The sequence below is a fragment of the Nitrospira sp. NS4 genome (assembly GCF_049546785.1).
Taxonomy (GTDB): Bacteria; Nitrospirota; Nitrospiria; order Nitrospirales; family Nitrospiraceae; genus Nitrospira_D.
In genome coordinates, this window is the sequence record NZ_JBMWAN010000002.1 from 807,503 (window position 1) to 826,861 (window position 19,359).

Consider the following 19,359-nt stretch of genomic DNA (forward strand, 5'->3'; position numbering starts at 1 on the left):
TTCTGACGGACGCACATAAAAATCCGGAGCGCGAAAGGATGATCCGGCTGCTGGATTGATCGGCCGGGGCTGCCCTTTCAGGCCGGCAGAGGGGAGTATCATGATTCTCGCAGGCGACATCGGCGGAACGAAGACCAATCTGGCCCTCTATGAATGGGTCAACGAGCGGGTCGAGCCTGTTCGGCTTGAAACCTTTCATAGCGCCGACTACAAATCGCTCGAAGAGATTCTGGAAGAATTTCTCACGCCCCCTCAACCCCCGACGCCTCTCGATGAACTTGACGCAGACACAGCGGCTGAGTCTGAAGACAAGGAGGCGGTGTTACCGCCAGAGCCTATCACGTTGGCTGCGGCCTGCTTTGGCATTCCTGGGCCGGTCATCGATAACCATTCTAAGACGACCAATCTTCCCTGGGTTGTCGATGGACCGACGATCGCGACGCGATTCGGGATCCCTCGCCTTCAATTGCTCAACGACCTTGAGGCGACCGCCTATGGCGTCCTGATGCTTCGCCCCGATGAAGTGGAAGTACTCAATCCCGGCACTCATCAAAAAAAGCGACAGGCGTTGGCTCTCATTGCCGCCGGCACCGGGCTCGGCGAAGCGATTCTCTTCTGGGACGGGAAATCCTATCGTCCGATACCGTCCGAAGGGGGGCATACAGACTTTGCTCCGAACAACGACTACGAAATCGAGCTGCTCCGGTATTTGCGCAGTCAATATCTCCATGTGAGTTACGAGCGGCTGCTGTCGGGGCCTGGTCTGCACGCAATCTATGAATACATTCGCGATACGAAAAAGAACGAACCGACCTGGCTTGCGGAAAAGATCAAAGCCGGAGACCCCGCCGCTGAGATCGCAGAAGCCGGGCTCAACGGGCAGGCAGAGATCGCCAAGCAGGCCCTGGACCTGTTTGCCTCCATCTACGGCGCCGAAGCAGGCAATCTCGCCTTGAAGGCCCTCTCGCTCGACGGGGTCTACCTTGCCGGGGGGATGGCGCCGAAACTGATCAAGAAACTTCAAGACGGAGCCTTCATGAAATCATTTACGAACAAGGGGCGCTATAAGCGGCTGCTGAGCAGCATCCCGGTCAAGGTGGTGATGAACCAGCAGGCGGCCCTCCTCGGCGCCGCCTCCGTGGCCGGCGCCCTCTCGCACGCACCCACATCATGACCAGCCATCAAGACCTCGACAGCCAGAAGAAAGCGGCGGCATTGCAAGCCGTGGAATACGTCCGGGACGGCATGGTGGTCGGACTGGGAACGGGATCCACTGCCAAACACATGGTGATCGCCCTTGGCGAAAAGGTGCGGGCTGGGATGCAGCTGCGCGGCGTGCCGACATCGCAAGAAACGGCCGTGCTCGCCAGGCAGTCGGGCATCACGCTCATCGACACGGACAACCGGTGGGAGATCGATGTGGCCATCGACGGGGCCGATCAGGTCGATCCTGGTTTCAATCTGGTCAAGGGCGGCGGTGGGGCACTGCTCAAGGAAAAGATCGTGGCGGGGTCCGCTAAACTATTCATCGTCCTGGTTGATCAGACGAAGCAAGTGCCTGTGCTGGGCGGCTCATTCCCCCTGCCCATCGAAGTCATCCCCTTTGGCTGGGGCAGCACGGCGCGGGAGATTGAAGCCCTGACCAAGAGCCGGGTCGTGCTGAGGCAACGCAACGGCGCGCCCTTCAAGACCGAGGCAGGCAACCTGATCGTAGACGTGCACCTCGCACGCATCGACCGGCCGCGGGACCTCGAAATTGCGTTGAACCAAATTCCTGGGATTGTGGAGACCGGCCTCTTCGTCGGCCGGACCGATATCTTGATCGTCGGCAGGCCTCAGGGCGTCGAAACGCTGCATGCGTCAAAGGGATGAGGATTCAGTTAGTCGACGTGAGACGTGCCTGATTCTTCTCAAGCAGGTCCGCGTCCTTCTGACGTTGCCGATCGCTCAGGCGCTTCTCGCTGCTTCCACCCCGGCAAGAACCACAGCAGCCACGGCTCGACCGAAAGGTGAGGATATGACCCCAGATACGACCGCGACCGTTGATCCCTATCGACTGCCCCGTCACGTGATTCCGACTCGATACGATTTGCGTCTCGAACCGGATCTGACCGCCGCCACGTTTTCCGGCCGGGAGACCATCACTCTGAGGGTTGAGCAGGTCACGAGCGCCATCACCATGAATGCGGTCGATTTGACCATCGCCTCCGCTGAACTCGACGACCAGACCGGTCGGCGGTTGAGCGCGGCGATTGAGTTGGACGAGTCCCTGCAACGCTGCCAACTGCGGTTCCCGGAATCCGTCCGGCCTGGCGAATGGCGGCTCCATCTGGTGTTTCAGGGGAAACTGAATGACCAGCTTCGCGGTTTTTACCGCAGTACCTATAAAGACCAGTCCGGAACCACGCACACCCTGGCAGCCACCCAGTTTGAAGCGACCGATGCGCGCCGCGCCTTCCCCTGCTGGGACGAGCCGGATTTCAAGGCAGTGTTCGCGACGACGCTGGTCATCGATCCAGCCCTGACCGCGGTGTCAAACACGCAGGTGGCAGCGGAGTCGATCGACGCCGGCAAGAAAGTCATGCGCTTCGCGGACAGCATCAAGATGTCGACGTATCTCGTCGCCTTCATCGTGGGACGGATGGAAGCCACGAAGCCGATACCCGTCGGCAAGACGGCTGTGCGGCTCTGGACGGTGCCGGGCAAACAACCGCTCACCCCGTTCGGCCATGAGATCGCTGTCGCGTCCTTGAAGTTTTTTGAAGGCTACTACGGCATTCCTTACCCAGGGGACAAGCTGGATCTCCTGGCCATTCCAGACTTTGCCTCGGGCGCCATGGAAAATCTTGGGGCCATCACGTTTCGTGAAACCGCCCTTCTGGTCGATCCGGCCAGCGGCACCCACGGCGAACTCGAGCGAGTCGCCGATGTGGTGGCGCATGAGAATGCCCACATGTGGTTCGGCGATTTGGTCACCATGTCCTGGTGGAACGGCTTGTGGCTGAACGAAGCTTTTGCGACCTTTATGGAGATGCTGGCCGTCGACGATTGGAAGCCGGAATGGAAACGATGGGATTCCTTCAGCGTCTCACGAGCGGCGGCCTTCTCCGTCGATGGACTCCAGAGCACCAGGCCCATTGAATTCCCGGTGCGCGCTCCCAAGGATGCCGACGCCATGTTCGATGTGCTCACCTATGAAAAAGGTGCCTCCGTGCTCCGGATGCTGGAGCAGCACATCGGTCCGACGGTCTTTCGCGACGGCGTGCGGGAGTATCTTCGCACCCATGCCTACGGGAATGCGGATACCAACGATTTGTGGGTGTCGCTCGGCACAGCTGCCAGGCAACCGGTGCCCGAGTTGATGGACGGGTGGATTTTTCAACCGGGCTTTCCGCTCGTCACAGCAGACATGGACGGAGAGTCGGCCGTCGTGCTTTCGCAGCAACGATTCACGTATTTGCAGAACAAGCAGGCTACGGAGCAGTCTTGGCAGGTGCCCGTGCGGATCAGTCTCGGCATCGGTGAGAAGAGGGAGCATCGTCACGTGCTGCTCAAGGATCGCCAGATGCGGGTGCCGCTCCCTGAGGGGGTCACCCATCTTCTCATCAACGAGGGGGGGCATGGGTTCTACCGGGTCCGTTATAGTCCGGCGTTGCTTCGGCAACTTCTAGACACCGGCCTGGACAGGCTGGCTCCCATTGAACGGTTCAATCTCGTCAGCGATGCCTGGGCGACCACCTTGTCCGGTCTCATGCCGCTCCCGGAGTATCTTCACCTGACCGGAGCCTTCAGGGAGGAACGGGACAAGAATGTGTGGGCCGTGCTGCTCGACTCCTTCTCCTTCATGAATCGCCTCGTCAGCCCCAATGAACGGCCCGCGCTGGAAGCCTGTGTCAGATCACTGGTGGCTCCTGCTGTGCACAGGCTCGGCTGGACTCCCGAGGCTGGAGAAAACGATCTCGTCCGGCAATTGCGCGGCGAGCTCATCGGCGCGTTGGGGAAGCTGGGCAACGATTCCGCAACCCAGCAGCAGGCAGCCGAACGGTATGAGCGATACAGACAAGATCCCGGTTCGGTCGATCCGAATATCATTCCTGCCATCGTCTCCATTCTCGCCCATACCGGGGACGAGGCGCGGTACGAGGCGTTTTCTGAGCGCTATCGGACGGCCGCGACCCCGCAGGAAGAACGGCGTTACCTCTTCTCGCTGGCCGCGTTTCAATCCCCGGCCTTATTGCAGCGGACGCTGGCCGGGACGATCAGCGGAGGGATGCGGACACAGGATGCCCCCTTTGTCGTCAGCGCCGTGCTCGGAAACGTGTATGGCCGGGAGCAGGCATGGTCCTTTCTGAAGGCGAACTGGGATCAGATGGACCGGCTGTTCCCGAAACAGGGACTACGTCGCATGTGCGGCGGCATCGTCTGCCTTGCGACGCCGGAACTCGAACAGGATGTGCGGGAGTTTTTCGGCACGCGCAAGATCGATCTTGGCGGGAAGACGTTGGCGCAGTATTTCGAACAGCTGCGTATCGCGGTCGCGTTCCGCGACCGCGAGGGAGCGAGCCTGAAGAAGCTGTTCCGTTCTCAATGAGGCCTAACAGGCCCTGACCGCTACTCGTGACGTAGCACGGCCAGGGGCCGCTGGCCGAGCAGGCGAAACGTGCTGAGAAACCCGACAATGAGCGTGAGCAGGATCGTCAGGCTCATCCCGAGCAGCAGGACGCGAGGGTGCAGTCCCCAAGAGAGTTCGAAGAGAAATTTGAGGATCCCCCACGACAACGCGCTGGCCAACCCGATCCCGATGCAGCCCCCGACCATGCCGAGCAGGGCATATTCTATTGCGAACGAGAGGATGATCAGGCCGCGTGTCGCTCCGAGCGCTTTGAGGATCACAGACTCGTAGAGCCGGCGGTACCGGGTCGCAGCGAGGGCGGCTCCCATGACCAGCCCGCCGGTCACGACGCAGAACAGGGCGACGGATCGGATTGCCAGTGATAACCGGTCCAGCATGCGCGCGAAACTCTCCAGCACATCGCCGATATTGATGGCCGTGACATTCGGAAAGGCGGAGACGACGGCCTGTTGCAGCGGCACTTCGTCTTGCGGTCCCACCCGCACGGTGGCGACATAGGTGAGTGGCGCCCCATCGAGTGAGCCGGGTGACAGGATCATGTAGAAGTTGGTGGAGAAGTTTCCCCACTCCACTTTGCGAATACTGCTCACCGTCGCGACCAGGGTCGTGCCCTGAATATCGAGCGAGACCGTCTGTCCGATGTCGAGGCCGAGTGTGTTGGCGGCCTCTTCTTCGAGGGATACCAGAGGGGTCTCGAATACCTGGCCGGGAGACCACCAGGTGCCCCTGACGATCTCGTTGTCTTTGGGCAGCTCTTTCAGAAAAGTCAGGACATACTCGCGCGTCAGGTACCAGCCCTTCCGTCGTTCTTCTTTGTCGCCTGAGCGTGCATTCCGTTCCTCCTCTTCGGACAAGGCTTCCGTCTTGACCGGCTGACCGTTGAGGGCCGCGAGGCGCGAGCGGACCAGCGGCGTCAGTGTCGGAGGTGTGGCGTCTCCGCGATCACGGAGCAACGACGTCATGCCCTCGACTTGGTCCGGCTGGATATCGATGAAGAAAAAGGTCGGGGAATCGCCCGGGCGGCTCTCGCCGACTTGTCGAAGCAGCGCGCGTTCGACCAGGGCCACCGTGACGATCACCATCACGCCGATTCCGATGGCAATGGTCACGCTCGTGGCCTGGCTTCCCGGCCGGATGATATTGCCGACCGCATGACGGAAGGCCAAACGATGGACGTGCGGCATCCACGAAAGAGCCCGGATCACCAGCCATGACGCGCCGCCGAGCAATAGCACCGCGAGGGAAAACGCGGCAAGGAACAAGAGCCCTACGGTCCAGGATCCCGCCTGCCAGATCGACAGTCCCGCCAAGCCTACTCCAATCACGGCACTGGCCAGGATGGAGCTGTAATCAACGCGCGACAGTCTGATGCGTCCGGCGGGGCCCGACGCCGTGGCGGGACGCACATCGGGCATCACGTCCCGCCGGAAGATGGCGACGGGTTTGATCTCACGAATGGTGAGCAGGGGCCACAGGGCAAACAGCAGCGTCGTCAGCAGGCCCAGCGCCAGGCCTTTCCCCAACGGGATGAGGGAATGCAGCGTCAAGCCCGGGACAAATCCCAATTGATCGATCAGGTCGGAATCGAACCAGGTGGAAATAACCCAGGGGACTCCGCGGTCGAGTCCAATCCCGATCGCCAGTCCCGCCGTGCTGCCTGCGAGTCCTAGTAACAGCGCCTGCAGGGTATAGGTGGTGATGATGGTGCGAGAATCAGCCCCGATGGTTTTGAGAATCGCGATCGTCGCCAGCTTTTCGCGGAGAAACGCTTGGACGGACGTCGCCACGCCCAGGCCGCCGATGAAGAGCGCGGTCAGGCCGATGAGCCCCAGATAGCGCGTGAGTTGATCGAGAAATTGTTTCAGCTGCGGCTGCGCATCGCGATAAGCCGAGATTCGGGGAGACTCGGTTTCGAGGCGGCTGCGTAATTCATAGACCAGCGGCTCCACAACCGCGGAAGGCGGAACTTTCAGCAGGTACCGTTCACGGATGCGGCTGCCGACTTTGATCAGATCCGTCGCTTTGAGCCCTTCCTGGGAGATCAGGACGCGCGGACCTAAGCTGAAGGCATTGGCCATCCTGTCCGGCTCGGCCCGAATGACGCCGGTGATCAGAAAGCTTGCCTGGCCGATCTTGAGTCGATCGCCCACGGACAGTCCCATCCTGATCAGTAACGCCTCCTGCACGACGGCTCCCCGGCATGTCTCAGCCGTGCAGTGAACCGCCGGAGGATGCAGAAGCACTGACAACGGGAGAGCGGGTTCGACGCGGACGGCCCCGTAAAATGGATAAAGTGGCTCGACGGCCTTGAGTTCGACGATCTGGGTGGGCTGTCCGCCCTTCTTTACATTCTCAGCCTGCGCCGCCATGGCGACCAACTCGCTGACATGCGTCGTCGCGATGCCGCGGGTTACCAGGGAAGCGAGGTGATCCAACCCTGTGGGGCTCATCGGGCGCGCGAGGCGAATTTCGAGATCCCCGCCGAGCAGACTACGGGCCTCTCGGGTCACGGCTCGTTCGACGTTCGTCGCGAAGAGGGATACCCCGACAAGAGCGCCGACGCCGACCGCAATGCAGATGAGAAAATAGAGAAAGTGCCGCCAGGAGGCGCGGGTTTCCCGCCAGGCCATCTTCAAGAGGAACACATTCACCGGAGAAAGCCTGTGGTGCGGTTGGGATCGGGAAGGAGCTGATCAGATTCGATGCGGCCGTCTCGCAGGGAGACGATGCGTTGCATTTGGCCGGCGAGAGTCCGGTCATGGGTGACGAGGACCAGCGTTGTTCCATAGTCTCGATGCATCGACAGCAGCAGATCGATGACCTGTGTGCCCGTGGCGCTGTCGAGATTTCCGGTTGGCTCGTCCGCAAACAGGAACGGCGGGCGGCAGGCAAAGGCCCGTGCGACGGCGACCCGCTGCTGCTCGCCGCCGGAGAGTTGGACGGGATAATGGTCGAGGCGTCCGGCCAGTCCCACTGCGGCAAGAAGGTCCGCCGCCCGTGCATCGGCCCTTCGCTCGCCGCTGAGTTCCAATGGCACTGCCACGTTCTCCCGTGCGGTGAGCGTTGGAATCAGATGGAACGACTGGAAAATATATCCGATTTTCGCTCGACGGAAACGGGCCAGTGCGCTTTCGGACATGGTCGTGATTTCAACTCCGTCTAAGAGGATCGATCCTGTCGTGGGTCGGTCAAGGCCCGCCATCAGCCCCAGCAACGTCGATTTCCCGCTTCCCGACGGGCCGACAACGGCGACCATCTGTTTGTCTGGAATGTCCAGGGTCAGATTCTGGAGGATGGGCACCGGTCGCCCCCCTGCTGGAAGATTCATCGAGAGGTGTGCAATGGAAATCATAGAGGAGTCCGCTCCTGTGCCGGCAAACGGGTGAGATGCTATTATACTGTACGATGTTTGACCGCAGGGCGAAATTGATCAGACTGGCGGTTGTCTTCTGCGTCACTCTCAGCCTGTTCCTCCCGGTCATAGGTCTCGATGGGTATCCGCGGGCGGCTCGCGCGGAACCCGCTTCGTCGTTGCCAGCGGCATTGCCCCGTATTGTGGCGTTTGGAGATAGTCTCACGGCGGGCCTCGGAGTGGCTGCAGGCGAAGCCTATCCTGCTCAATTGCAACGGCGCCTCGACGCTCTCGGTTTTCGGTATCGGGTCATCAATGCCGGGGTTAGCGGAGAGACGACGGCGGGCGGGTTACGCCGTGTGCCATGGGTGTTGAAGGATAAGCCGGAGATCGTGATTCTCGAGCTGGGCGCCAACGACGGGCTTCGAGGTCTGCGCTTGGAGGAAACGAAGGCGAACCTGGAGCAAATCATCCAGCAGGTTACGCGGTCAGGTGCGAGCATCGTCCTCGCCGGCATGAAGCTGCCTCCTAATTATGGGAGGGACTATATCGCCGGCTTTGAGCGGATCTATCCCGAGTTGGCGGAGCGGTACCATCTTTCGTTTATCCCCTTCTTTCTCGAGGGGGTTGCGGGGTCGGGGACGTTGAATCAAGCCGATGGCATTCATCCCACGGCAGAGGGGTACGAGAGGGTGGTTGAAGGCGTGCTTCAGAAGCTCAGGCCGCTTCTGAAAAAAGGATAGCGATGAACCGCGTGGCAAGAAAAACCATGGACTCCCGCCTCGCTGAGCAACTCAGCCAGGCAGGAGCCTCTCAACCGCAGTACAACGCTGGAGCCCTTACGATTTCTTGATGAATGTGTCCCAGACGCCGTAGCCCAGGATGGCCGCAATCAGGACATAATACAAACCCGTGATGCCGCTATAGTCCGGAGGACCTTCGCCCACATTTGCCAGTACCTGCGGCGCCATCGTCAGGATCATGGCGCTCGCCATGCTTACCCCTGCCAACATTTTCTTCATCATGATCACTCCTCTTTGAGGGCCAAATCCAAATCGAGGGCCGCATTCTACAAAATGATCAAGGATGAGCGCAAGAGATCTTTCTGGATGGGGGATGGCCGGCAGACCATGAAGAGCCGGGGCCGAAGACGTTAGGAAATAGGCTTGGCTATGGACTTGAGGGCTTCAGTGAGCGATCTATAAGATCCTGCCAATTTGTCGAGCTGGCTGCCCTTGCTCAGGAATTCTTGGGCCATGGATTTCAATTGGCCGTCATAGCGGCTGACTTCGTCTGCCAGTTCACCCACCTTCGCAATGAGTTCTTTGTGCGTGGCGACTTCTCGCTGGAGGTCTTGCGCGGTGGTCTGGGCTGTCCTGGCCTCTGCCAGCGAGGTCTGCAATTGCTGGGTGAGCCGACCGACATAGGCTTCCCGGTCGCGCAGGTCCGCTTCAAGATTAATTTGCAAGGCTTCGCTGTCCAGTCGGCGCTCTTCGAGATTCCGAATCGTGTGAATCCAAGTGGCGACTTCGCCGGCGGTGATTTCCGGAGATGACGGGAGTGCCTGCCCTTTTTCGATAGCGGCCATCGCCGGCTGCAGCCACTCGATGAACAGCATGACCTCGCTGAGCTTTACATCGACTGAGGACGGTGAGGCAGGGACGGTTTTCCCCTGTCCGTTGCCCGTTGGCTGGGGTGGCGAAGGGGGTTTTGTGTCCGATGCGGCAGGTGATTTCCGCGGCTGACGGGGCTGTGACCAGCGGTGATATTCCAATAAGACGGCAACACAATGCCGGCAAATCGGTTCTTCGGGAATGGTGCAGGAACACTTTGAGATCAAGTGCCCGTCTTTTAAGCGGATGGTCTGCTCGTAGAGGCCGGAATTGCCGATCACCGCAGCAGTGATTTGTGCCCCATCGGCTTCGACAATACGAACGCGGTTTTCTGACAGGTATTGTTTGCCGATCTGAAAGGCCGAGGCTTCGACCACGGCCTGAATCATTTGCGGATCGAGCAGGCCGAGGCGATCTGCGCTGCAAGGGATTTTGTTTCGCGTGAAAGCCATGAGACACAACCCTACATGTCGGGTCAGTCTGACTCTCTTCTCCCAATCTGTCAAGAATTCGGGGATTCTCGCGTTCGGGGAAACGCCCCGATGGGCGAGCTGCCTTCTATCGGCATCGCCGGGGGAGCCCTTGCTGACTCACCGGCGTGAGCCAGAGGTAATCGGCGATCCCCTCCTGCAGCAAGGTCCGGATGTCATCTTCCCTGCTCGGATCGTACGATGTCAGGTAGACCGTCGCCTGGCTGACCCTGTCGAGGAATCGACGCGCTACTCGTTTGGGGACTGGAAGGTTGTATTGAATATGTCCGCCTCCGGTATAGCTCAGAATGAGCGTCCGAGGAGCACCTTCTATGAGTCGTGCGGTGCGAAGGGCCTGGGCAACGGTTTTGGCCATGCCTTCGTCCCGCACCATTGAGGCCTCGTACATGGGGAGGTAGTCTTCTTCCGAACCGCCCCCGTGGCAGCGTCGGAGTTGGTCGAGAATTCTGGATCGATAGGCCGGATCGTCGACGATTTCTTCCCGATCCATTCCCCATTGAGTCCATTCTGCTTCCTCCCGGGCCTGATTCAGGCCCAGTTTGACGACACGACGGATCAAGGATTTGGGTGGATTCATGGCATAGAGGGATAGATGCTGATCTTGGGCGAAGGCCACGAGGGGGGCGTAATTGTCAAATGAGCCTCCCCAATTCTGATGCCACCGCGCGCGATCCAGCCATGCGTTGTCCCGGCGATCCGATGTTGATAGATAGTCGTTCAATGCTTCCTGGCCATCCCATCCGAACATTTCCATCGTGAGAACCGGACGAATTCCCTCCGCCATCACGGTGCTCATGATGGTGAGCGCGGCGTCGATGTGGTGACGGTTGTAGTGCTCCTCGCCCACATACACGATGTCGTATCGGGAAAGGCTCTTGAGCCAATCTGATACGTTCACAGCCTGACCGGTCTTCACATCAATGATCTGACCCGACTGCCAGGGAGATGGTTGGCTCTTCTCCCGGGAGGATGCGCTAATTTGGGCACAGGCTGTAAGAAAGGAAAAGAGGGCCAGTAGTACGCAGAACAATGCCCTCCGCGAATGTGTGGTCGAAGGACCCTCGAGTAATGGGGACGGCATAACCGATTCCTAACATACCTACGGAGTTGCGACAAGCGGTCCGCCTTGACGGTTCGATGAGGGGGCCATTATTCTCCTGACGCAGTCCTGTGCCGTGAGTCTATCCGGGGAACTGTCCTCGCTCATCATGTCTGAACGCGACGCCATTTCAGAATTCCGACGGACCGTGAACCGCCTCGCGCAAGAGTCGGGAAGCCGGTGGGATGAATCCAAGCGCGTCCACGAATCCTCGGTCTTTCCCTTGATACTTGAACAACTCGTCCGCGCCTCACAGGAGGCTACTCTTCCTGCCCCCGTCAAGGTAGTACTGCACCAGGTGTTGAAGCAGGGTCAGGCAAGAGGGATTCACGAGTTGGATGCCCCAGGGTTGAAGACCCTCACGGGGTTCCCTCCGTCTAAAGCCTTCCGGGCCCTCTGTATTTATTTCGGACTCATTCAGGGGCGAGCATCCCGATGGCCTGTACCGGATGTGCGTGGCGAAGAGGTCGATCGTTTTATCAAGCAGGCTTCGAACCCGTTCGATCTTCTCCGTCAATCAACGGTCGCGTCGGTCCTTGATGTGGGGGCCGGGGATCTCTCCTTTGCCGGCGAACTCGCGGATCAGTATCTGCCGATTCTCCGGGGCGAAGAGCGAGACCTGATCCTCCATGCAGTGGACCGGCTTGATCCCGGCTCGAAACTCGGCGGGCCGCTCCATCCCGGACGAGAGCGGCTCGCACAGCTCCAACAACGGCCCGGGCTGACCTTTCGTTTTTACGGCAACCAGGACATGTGCGATCTTCATGATCTCGATGATGCCGGCAAGCTGGCCCCCCGGTATACCATTGTGACCTGCTGGGCTCCGGCCACCCCAACGTTTGCTTATGAGCCCACAAGACTGTCGGAGGCCGTGATTGTCGGCGATCTTCGCCGGACGAAGGGAGAGTTCCGTCATGTTCGCTTTGAGGGAGAATCGGCTCTGGAGGTCCGGCACGGACAACGAGCCCTCATCTTCCCGTCCTGGAAATTCGAGATCCTGGGTCCGCTGGCGCTCTTGAGTCTTCTGGCGAGCCGCGGGGTCGTCGGTATCCTCGGTGCGGTCGACTCGCAGGTCTTCTGGGAGCTGCTTGCGCAGCTACTGGAGGATCAGCGCTATCGTCCTTCCGACCTGCCCTTCACGTCATCCTCCCTGTCCGAGGTCTTCGGCGAGGTTTATCAACGCTTGAACGATTTGCAGATCGGAGAGTCTGTGTCGCTCGCTGACATCGCGTCTCTCCGCGCTGCCATTCCCGGATGGAAGACAGCCCGGGCCGAGTCCAAGCCGTTTGCGTTCCGGCAGGTCCTGATCAGACGCGGTGCGGTATTTACGGGCCTTCCGGCGAGCAGCACCGCCCGCCGATTTGCCGACATGATCGAGGAGCCTCCACCCTGGTTTCTGACCCTCGTTCCGAACCGTTCCTAGCCGTCTCTTGTGGATGTCGGGGGCTTGCGGGCGCCGTCAGCCGGATATTCACCAAAAATTGACCACCCCGGGACCCTTTGCTAGACTTCCCTCGGGTCTGGTCGGCATCTGCCTCACAACCGGAACAGCGGCTACGCTCACTATGAAATCAACCCCCATCGTGCAGGCCATCCAAGAAAATATCGGCCGTGTGATCAAGGGCAAACCGCGAGTCATTGAGCTCACGGCGGTGACGCTCTTGGCGCGCGGGCATCTGCTGCTCGAAGATGTACCGGGCGTGGGGAAGACAACGCTGGCACACAGTCTGGCGCGGTCGTTGGATTGCTCCTTTAAGCGCATTCAGTTCACCAGCGATTTACTGCCATCCGATATTGTCGGCGTCTCGCTGTTCAACCGCCAGAAGCAGGCGTTTGAATTTATGCCGGGCCCTATTTTTGCCAACATTGTCTTGGCCGACGAGATTAATCGTACGACGCCCAAGACGCAGAGCAGCCTCCTGGAAGCCATGAGCGAAGCCCAGATTTCCGTCGACAATCAGACCCATCCGCTGCACCAGCCCTTTATGGTGATTGCGACCCAGAATCCGGCCGAGTATCACGGCACGTTCCCCTTGCCGGAGTCGCAGCTCGACCGGTTCCTCATGCGCCTCCAGATCGGCTATCCCTCACCGGAAGAGGAAAAGAAGGTGCTGGATCGCCCGCAGTCTCTTCATCCGGCCGAGGATCTGCAGCCGGTGCTGACCGGGCACGACGTCCTCAACTTACAGAACCAAGTCGATCAGGTGTTGATGGAGGAAAGTTTAACGGAGTATCTGTTGGCCATTGTCCAGGCCACTCGGCAATCCGAGCTCTTGTCACTCGGGGTGAGCACGCGGGGCGCGCTCGCCCTGAGTCGTGCGGCCAAAGCCTTGGCGTTTGTGCGTGGACGGGCCTATTGCCTGCCGGATGATATTAAAGAGCTGGCCCCTGTGGTGCTCTCTCATCGCATCATGCTGAGCCGGTCCCAGGGATTGCGCCAGCGCACATGTGAACAGACCGAGCAGGTTGTTCATGACTTGGTCGAGTCCGTTCCGGTTCCTGTCTAGATTCTGCACCGGTCTGTATCTCTGTCCCGGAAGACAACCGCTATGCTGAACGGTGTGAGACGGTGGTTTCGACGCGCGACCCAGCGCCGCTCGACGAGGGTCACGTCAGAGGGAACCCGGTTTCTGTTCTTTACGCTGGCCGTCAGTGTGGCCGCGATCAATACCGGGAATAATCTCTTTTATCTGCTCCTCGCCATGATGTTGAGCATCGTCATGATGTCCGGGGTCGCAGCCGAGTTTTGTCTGCGCCGGCTGGAATTCCACCGGCATCTTCCGGACCTCATCTACCTCAATGAGCCGACCACGGCAACCCTGGTGGTGACGAATCGTAAAGATCGAATGCCGAGCTTCTCCCTTCGCCTGTGGGATGTGGTTGGAGAACAGGAAATCAATCGAGGACTGACGGTTCGGCAGTTGATGCCCGGGGCGAGCCGGATGTTGCCCTATCCCCTTGTGGCCACAAAACGAGGGCGCTTGCCCTTGGGTGGTGTTCGCGTGGGAACCTCGTTTCCCTTCGGCCTGTTTCTCAAAAAAGCCTACTATCCTCTTGAAGGATCGGTTGTGGTGTCTCCCGCGATCGTGCCGGTTGAAGACGGTCTGCTTGCCGACGTGATTGCTCTGGGGCAGGAACGATCGCTGCAGCGAAGAGGGCATGGAAGCGACCTCTATAACCTGCGTCAGTACCATACGGGAGATGATTCCCGAAACATCCATTGGCTGTCGACGGCGCGCACGTCAAAACTGATGGTGCGCGAGACGGAGGCGGAAGACCAGCGGCGAGTGACGGTCATGCTGTCGATGATCGCGCCTCGGAGTCATGACGCTGTGTTTGAAGTTGCGGTGTCGATGGCGGCCTCTCTTGTCTGGGAGCTGACGGCCCGCGGCTATCAAATCCGGACGGTTGTAGGGATGACGGTGTCTGCGTTCGGCCAGGGGGAGGCCCATCTGGCCTGTGTGCTGGAAACATTGGCCCTCTGTGACAGCGTTCTTCCTGAATCGGAGGGGCCGGGCTTGTCTCCCGAGGCTGCCGATTCATTGATCGGCGAAGCCGGCGTCACCATTGCTATTCTGCCCTGGGGTAGCCGGGGGCTCTCCTCTTGGAGGATCCGTCCGGACGTGGTGATTGATGAACCGGCGCTCCGCAAGAGGGCCCATGTCGTTTGATAAGGCCTTGCGCCTTACGTCTATCCTGCTCGCGTCCGCGGCCTTTATCGGACTCAGCCTTGGTGCGAGTCTGCCGGAAGGCCTTCTACTTCTCACCGGCTTGACGTTGATCCTGACCCTGCTGCGAACACTTGGGCTACACCCTGTCGGTCAATTCGTGAATCAGATCACGCTCTCGACGACAGCGTGGAATGCCCTCATCATCGTTGCCTTCGCAGGATTCTGGATCGACTTGCTTTGGATATCGGGCGAGCTGCTACCATCGGGCGTCCATTTTCTGTTGCTGCTCATGGTCATCAAGCTCTTCAATTTGGAGAGCCGGCGGGACTATCTCCATCTCTATGCGATCAGCTTGATGGCGATTTTGGCTTCGGCGGCGTCAACGACGGATTTGTGGTATCTCCCCGTGTTCCTGGCCTATCTCTTGACGGGGGTCTGGACGCTCGTCCTGTATCAGCTCACGAGAGAGTCCGAGGACACGATGCTGGCGGCCCGGTCTACGAGTACAGTTGATTCACCGTCGGCAAAAGCCACCCGCATTACGCCGCAATTATTCTGGCTTGCCAACGGGCTGGCGCTCGGCACGTTGTTTTTCACTGTGGTGATATTCTTCACCATTCCGCGCGTGAGCGCAGGATTCGGTCATATGAGTTCGGGCGAAAGCCTTCGTACTTCGGGGTTTTCCGAAACAGTGAATTTGGGGGTGATCGGCCCCATCAAGCGCGATCCGGGGATCGTCATGCGGGTGGAGTTGGCCGATCGCCCGCGGAATTCGACCGATCATTTGTATCTGCGGGGGATGGCCTACGATCACTATGACGGGCGATCGTGGGCGACACAGCTGACACAACGCCGGGCATTGGCAGAGGCATCACCCGGGATCTTCGTCGTTCCATCGAGCCTGCCGCGTTCCGCGACTCAGAGTGGTGATGTAATTCGCCAGACCATTCTTTTGGAGGTGTTGGATACGGCTGTGCTCTTTGCGGCTCCGTTCCCTGAGTCTGTCAGCGGGGAATTCTTTTCGGTCCAGTCCGATCCCACCGCGGCGCTGTATGTGCCCGTCCCCCCGTCCTCAAGGACCGAATACACGGTACTGTCGCGCCAGCATGCGGTTCTTCCCGCGGATCTGCAGCCGCAACCCGTAGTGTATTCGGCATCCTTTGCAAGACATTACTTGCAGGTCCCGGGTTCCTCTGATCGTGTGGCTGCTCTGGCCCAAGAGGTCACGCAGGCCAAGGCGAGCGCGTATGAGAAGGCTCTCGCCATTCAGGACCACTTGTCGGGACACTTCCGATACAGTCTCGATATTCCTGCAAGCAGCCAGGAGCGTCCTCTCGAAGAGTTTCTGTTTTCCCGGAAAACCGGCTACTGCGAGCACTATGCGACAGCCATGGTCGTGATGCTGCGGAGCGTGGGCGTGCCAGCGCGATTGGTGACAGGATTCCTTGCGACAGAATGGAATCAATACGGCAACTATTATCTGGTGCGTCAACGTGACGCCCACGCCTGGGTGGAAGTGTATTTGCCCCGGTCAGGCTGGGTGACCATGGATCCCACCCCTGCGGTCATCGAATCCGGAACCGATCCAGGATGGCAGGCCTTCAGTCGGGTGATGGATTCCGTCCGACTGCGCTGGAACCGTTTCTTCGTACAATACAGCGGGGCCGATCAAGTGGCGGTGGTGAGAGGACTGAAGGAGGGCACCGCCGCTGTCCGCTATCATGCATGGAGCTCCCTCTCTTCCCTACTGGCTCCTGTGGGCGACCTGCTGGGCCGCATGGTCCACTCCGCACGTGAGGGGAATATTCAGCTCGTTCTCGAATTTCTGGGCCTCGTCGTTGTCGGGGTTGTCGCAGTGATCGGTCTGATCCGGGTGTGGCCGTGGGGTAGGAAAGGCGTATCGGAGCATGTCTCCCCGGACCGTGCGCTCATCGCACACATCTACGACGGTGCGATCAAACAGATCGCTCATTACGGCATTGCCAAATCTCCTGCCGCCACTCCCCTGGAGTTCTTGCAGTCCGTCAAAAGGCAATGGGCGCAGGCCGGCGAGTTGATGGCGACCGTCACGGATCTCTATTGTCGGGGAAGGTTTGGGCAGGTCGCGTTGACTAAAGAAGAGCTGGACCGTGCCCGGCAGAGCCTCCGGCAACTGGCGCGCCTTGATCCGCCGGCGGCGTGATTCCTCCCTCGAATTACGGCGGGACCGCTCCGGGACTCAGAGATTTCCAGAGAGCCTCTAGGTCTACGTTTCCTCCCGTGATGACAACCCCTACCCTTTTCCCTATCAACGCGGGCTCTGTTCGAAGCACCGGGGCTAATGCGACGGCGCTGGAAGGCTCGATCACCAGTTTCATTCGTTCATAGACAAAGCGCATGGCTGCCACGATTTCTTCCTCGTCCACCAGAAACACTTCGGTGAGATGTTGTCGCAGGATCGGAAGCGTCCTATTGCCGAGACTGGTCCAGAGGCCATCGGCCATGGTCTGTGGAGCGGCCATCGGCACGATGTAATTGAGACGGAGCGACTCTATGGCATCAGCCGCTCCGCGAGGTTCGCAGCCATAGATTTGGAGGGAAGGGTTGAGATGGTGGCCGGCCAGGCAGAGTCCAGACAGCAGTCCCCCTCCCCCGATCGGTGCAAGCACGATATCCAGTGCGGGAACTTGCTTGAATAGTTCCAGCATGATCGTCCCTTGACCGGCGATGACGTGAGGGTCATTAAAGGCATGAATTGGGGTAGCCTGTCCGTCCTCTATCATCTGACGCATCGTCGCTTCAGCCAGAGATCGAGTTTCTTCCAGATGCAGCCGGGCTCCATATGATGTGATTGCGGCTTGTTTCAAAGCCGAAGCGGGTTTTGGAACGATCACATGGGCGGAGAGCCCGAGCAGTTTGGCCGCCAAGGCGAGCCCCTGGCCATGGTTTCCAGAAGAGATGGTCGTGACAGTTCGGGAGCGCCCTGATGATAGCACCAGGCTTGCCGCGTGATAGGCTCCACGAAATTTGAAGGAACCGGTCCTTTGAAGGTGTTCGCACTTGAGGAAGACCGAGGCCCCAGACTTTTCATCAAGCTGGCGGCTCTTCATCACAGGCGTGATGTGAGCTACTCCCCTCAGGATGGCAGCCGCCCTGGTTATGGCCTCAAACGACACGTCATTCGCCATGGGGAATCCACGGGTTTGGGGAACAGATCCATTCGTATGAGAAATGGCTGTGGGAAATTAGAATAGAGAAGAACAGAATATGGAGCGGGAAAAGGGATTTGAACCCTCGACCCTCGCCTTGGCAAGGCGATGCTCTACCACTGAGCTATTCCCGCTCGCTAGGGGCCTGACGAAGAGATGCGATTCTACTGGGCTCTACGTTGGCTGTCAAGCAACACAGTGAGCAGGGATGTGATGTTATTAGGTTGGGTCGTGCCCTGATGTATCGGAAGGTATTCATTCAATCATCCATGATTCGGATGCCCCAGAAGTTGAGCGAGAAATGAGTCTCAAATAGAAGGATTCGAATATTGCCTGGTGTCTTGAGCGCATGGGTCATAAACGGTGCATGCGTCTTCGGTCCTCCGCCGAATGAGGGCGCTATACCCGGTATTCTTCCTACCAAAAGGAAGAAATCTCCAGAGGAGGCAATTAGTCGAGCGTGTAAGTGGGGGGATTGTCTTCCAGGAGGTGAATTGGTTGTTCATCATGTAAGAATGACTTTATGCCCCTGCTATAAGCGAAGATTGCGCCTTAACTCATAGGAGGATGATCTGAGAATCAGATAAGAAATCTCGTCCGATCCGGAGTTGGTGTCGCAAGGGTTGATTGCATTTCTAAAAACCTGCCTTGAGTTTTTCATCGGTTCGAATTCCAAGTATGTATGGGAGCAGTCATTTTTACCCCAGCCTAATTAGGTTGATTTAGATGGGGAAGTAACCGACTTCAAAAAGAAAGTGTTACCTTTAGGTGCCATCGAGTGTGGAACGTGAATAGTTCTCAACACATTGTTTTTATGTGCATTATTTATCTTTGTCTTAGTTTGGCTTCATTGAGTGGCACCATAACTACTCATTCGCCTGAAGTTTGTCCTTGCTGATCTATCCGCATTTAATTTGTCTTTGTTTGTTTTATCAATATCTTATATGGCCTTTCCGTTCACGGGCGCTGTGTGGCGCAGTGGTTTGAATATTGCGATAAGGAATGGCTCGTTATGCTGATAGGCCTTGAGAAAATGGCGTGGAAGGATGGTCATTCTGACCTTCGTTGTAAGCTGCTGTTTCTCGGTTTTCAGGCAGAATCAAAAGGAAGGGGGGTGGTTGGTAATCGGTTAGGTAGTAAGAAGGGTACGTGGGCTTTTTGAGCCCTCAACTTAGGAGGTGTCACTCATGTTTTTGTCACGTCGGCAATTTTTGAAAGTCTCCGCGGGCACCGTGGCCGCAGTGGCGGTGGCGGATAAGGTCCTGGCGTTGACCGCGCTGCAGCCGGTCATTGAAGTCGGGAACCCGTTGGG

15 protein-coding genes and 1 tRNA gene are annotated in these 19,359 nt (G+C 58.7%); 9 read left to right on the top strand and 7 right to left on the bottom strand.

All coding sequences use genetic code 11. The annotated features are described in order from the left end of the window. Positions 1–100 precede the first annotated feature (100 nt). From glk to ACO9S2_RS08515, 3 genes are all read left to right on the top strand, one after another. Positions 101–1,174 (top strand): glucokinase, encoded by a 1,074-nt coding sequence (gene glk / locus ACO9S2_RS08505; protein ID WP_423721543.1) that lies wholly within the window; start codon positions 101–103, stop codon positions 1,172–1,174. Next, the gene (rpiA, locus tag ACO9S2_RS08510; RefSeq protein WP_423721544.1) at positions 1,171–1,872 is read left to right on the top strand and encodes a ribose-5-phosphate isomerase RpiA; all 702 of its coding nucleotides are present in this window, start codon (positions 1,171–1,173) and stop codon (positions 1,870–1,872) included. Before glk ends, rpiA begins: the two co-directional genes overlap by 4 nt. Before the next feature lie 145 nt (positions 1,873–2,017). Beyond that, the gene (locus tag ACO9S2_RS08515) at positions 2,018–4,591 is read left to right on the top strand and encodes a M1 family metallopeptidase (RefSeq protein ID WP_423721545.1); all 2,574 of its coding nucleotides are present in this window, start codon (positions 2,018–2,020) and stop codon (positions 4,589–4,591) included. A 20-nt stretch (positions 4,592–4,611) separates the two neighbouring features. On the opposite strand, the gene ACO9S2_RS08520 is transcribed toward ACO9S2_RS08515, so the two are convergent. Then, entirely contained in the window at positions 4,612–7,284 is a 2,673-nt protein-coding gene (locus ACO9S2_RS08520) for an ABC transporter permease (protein ID WP_423721546.1), read from the bottom strand. After that, positions 7,281–7,985, bottom strand: a complete 705-nt coding sequence (locus ACO9S2_RS08525) for an ABC transporter ATP-binding protein (RefSeq protein ID WP_423721547.1) — start codon at positions 7,983–7,985, stop codon at positions 7,281–7,283. Before ACO9S2_RS08525 ends, ACO9S2_RS08520 begins: the two co-directional genes overlap by 4 nt. A gap of 53 nt (positions 7,986–8,038) precedes the next feature. On the opposite strand from ACO9S2_RS08525, the gene ACO9S2_RS08530 reads away from it, so the two are divergent. Next, positions 8,039–8,728 carry an arylesterase gene (locus tag ACO9S2_RS08530; protein ID WP_423721548.1) on the top strand — a complete coding sequence of 230 codons (690 nt, stop codon included), beginning with the start codon at positions 8,039–8,041 and terminating at the stop codon, positions 8,726–8,728. Between the two features lie 96 nt (positions 8,729–8,824). Here ACO9S2_RS08530 and ACO9S2_RS08535 read toward each other — a convergent pair whose 3' ends face one another. The 3 genes from ACO9S2_RS08535 to ACO9S2_RS08545 form a co-directional block, all read right to left on the bottom strand. Beyond that, on the bottom strand, positions 8,825–9,010 hold the full coding sequence (locus ACO9S2_RS08535; protein ID WP_423721549.1) for a hypothetical protein: 186 nt from the start codon (positions 9,008–9,010) through the stop codon (positions 8,825–8,827). Positions 9,011–9,138: 128 nt separating this feature from the next. Then, entirely contained in the window at positions 9,139–10,050 is a 912-nt protein-coding gene (locus tag ACO9S2_RS08540; protein ID WP_423721551.1) for an SWIM zinc finger family protein, read from the bottom strand. A 106-nt stretch (positions 10,051–10,156) separates the two neighbouring features. After that, positions 10,157–10,987 (bottom strand): ChaN family lipoprotein, encoded by an 831-nt coding sequence (locus ACO9S2_RS08545; RefSeq protein WP_423721552.1) that lies wholly within the window; start codon positions 10,985–10,987, stop codon positions 10,157–10,159. A 310-nt stretch (positions 10,988–11,297) separates the two neighbouring features. Here ACO9S2_RS08545 and ACO9S2_RS08550 point away from each other — a divergent pair, with 310 nt between their 5' ends. The 4 genes from ACO9S2_RS08550 (at position 11,298) to ACO9S2_RS08565 (ending at position 17,041) form a co-directional block, all read left to right on the top strand. Beyond that, positions 11,298–12,611, top strand: coding sequence for a hypothetical protein (locus tag ACO9S2_RS08550; protein WP_423721553.1), 1,314 nt, complete (start codon positions 11,298–11,300; stop codon positions 12,609–12,611). A 142-nt stretch (positions 12,612–12,753) separates the two neighbouring features. Further along, positions 12,754–13,695 (top strand): AAA family ATPase, encoded by a 942-nt coding sequence (locus ACO9S2_RS08555; protein WP_423721554.1) that lies wholly within the window; start codon positions 12,754–12,756, stop codon positions 13,693–13,695. Positions 13,696–13,737: 42 nt separating this feature from the next. Continuing rightward, complete coding sequence (locus ACO9S2_RS08560) at positions 13,738–14,859, top strand: DUF58 domain-containing protein (protein WP_423721555.1); 1,122 nt, start codon at positions 13,738–13,740, stop codon at positions 14,857–14,859. After that, on the top strand, positions 14,849–17,041 hold the full coding sequence (locus ACO9S2_RS08565) for a transglutaminase TgpA family protein (protein ID WP_423721556.1): 2,193 nt from the start codon (positions 14,849–14,851) through the stop codon (positions 17,039–17,041). The genes ACO9S2_RS08560 and ACO9S2_RS08565 overlap by 11 nt, the downstream gene beginning before the upstream one ends. Before the next feature lie 13 nt (positions 17,042–17,054). Here ACO9S2_RS08565 and ACO9S2_RS08570 read toward each other — a convergent pair whose 3' ends face one another. Then, positions 17,055–18,026 carry a pyridoxal-phosphate dependent enzyme gene (locus ACO9S2_RS08570; RefSeq protein ID WP_423721557.1) on the bottom strand — a complete coding sequence of 324 codons (972 nt, stop codon included), beginning with the start codon at positions 18,024–18,026 and terminating at the stop codon, positions 17,055–17,057. Between the two features lie 80 nt (positions 18,027–18,106). Next, positions 18,107–18,181: transfer RNA gene (locus tag ACO9S2_RS08575), tRNA-Gly, on the bottom strand. Between the two features lie 1,053 nt (positions 18,182–19,234). On the opposite strand from ACO9S2_RS08575, the gene ACO9S2_RS08580 reads away from it, so the two are divergent. Beyond that, positions 19,235–19,359, top strand: a 125-nt coding sequence (locus ACO9S2_RS08580; RefSeq protein ID WP_423721583.1) for a twin-arginine translocation signal domain-containing protein, incomplete at its 3' end; no start/stop codon positions are given.

Bases quoted from the DNA above. Each gene is read 5' to 3' on its own strand.
- glk (WP_423721543.1), top strand. From the start codon at position 101: ATGATTCTCGCAGGCGACATCGGCGGAACGAAGACCAATCTGGCCCTC.
- rpiA (WP_423721544.1), top strand. From the start codon at position 1,171: ATGACCAGCCATCAAGACCTCGACAGCCAGAAGAAAGCGGCGGCATTG.
- ACO9S2_RS08515 (WP_423721545.1), top strand. From the start codon at position 2,018: ATGACCCCAGATACGACCGCGACCGTTGATCCCTATCGACTGCCCCGT.
- ACO9S2_RS08525 (WP_423721547.1), bottom strand. From the start codon at position 7,985: ATGATTTCCATTGCACACCTCTCGATGAATCTTCCAGCAGGGGGGCGA.
- ACO9S2_RS08530 (WP_423721548.1), top strand. From the start codon at position 8,039: ATGTTTGACCGCAGGGCGAAATTGATCAGACTGGCGGTTGTCTTCTGC.
- ACO9S2_RS08535 (WP_423721549.1), bottom strand. From the start codon at position 9,010: ATGATGAAGAAAATGTTGGCAGGGGTAAGCATGGCGAGCGCCATGATC.
- ACO9S2_RS08540 (WP_423721551.1), bottom strand. From the start codon at position 10,050: ATGGCTTTCACGCGAAACAAAATCCCTTGCAGCGCAGATCGCCTCGGC.
- ACO9S2_RS08550 (WP_423721553.1), top strand. From the start codon at position 11,298: ATGTCTGAACGCGACGCCATTTCAGAATTCCGACGGACCGTGAACCGC.
- ACO9S2_RS08555 (WP_423721554.1), top strand. From the start codon at position 12,754: ATGAAATCAACCCCCATCGTGCAGGCCATCCAAGAAAATATCGGCCGT.
- ACO9S2_RS08560 (WP_423721555.1), top strand. From the start codon at position 13,738: ATGCTGAACGGTGTGAGACGGTGGTTTCGACGCGCGACCCAGCGCCGC.
- ACO9S2_RS08565 (WP_423721556.1), top strand. From the start codon at position 14,849: ATGTCGTTTGATAAGGCCTTGCGCCTTACGTCTATCCTGCTCGCGTCC.
- ACO9S2_RS08570 (WP_423721557.1), bottom strand. From the start codon at position 18,026: ATGGCGAATGACGTGTCGTTTGAGGCCATAACCAGGGCGGCTGCCATC.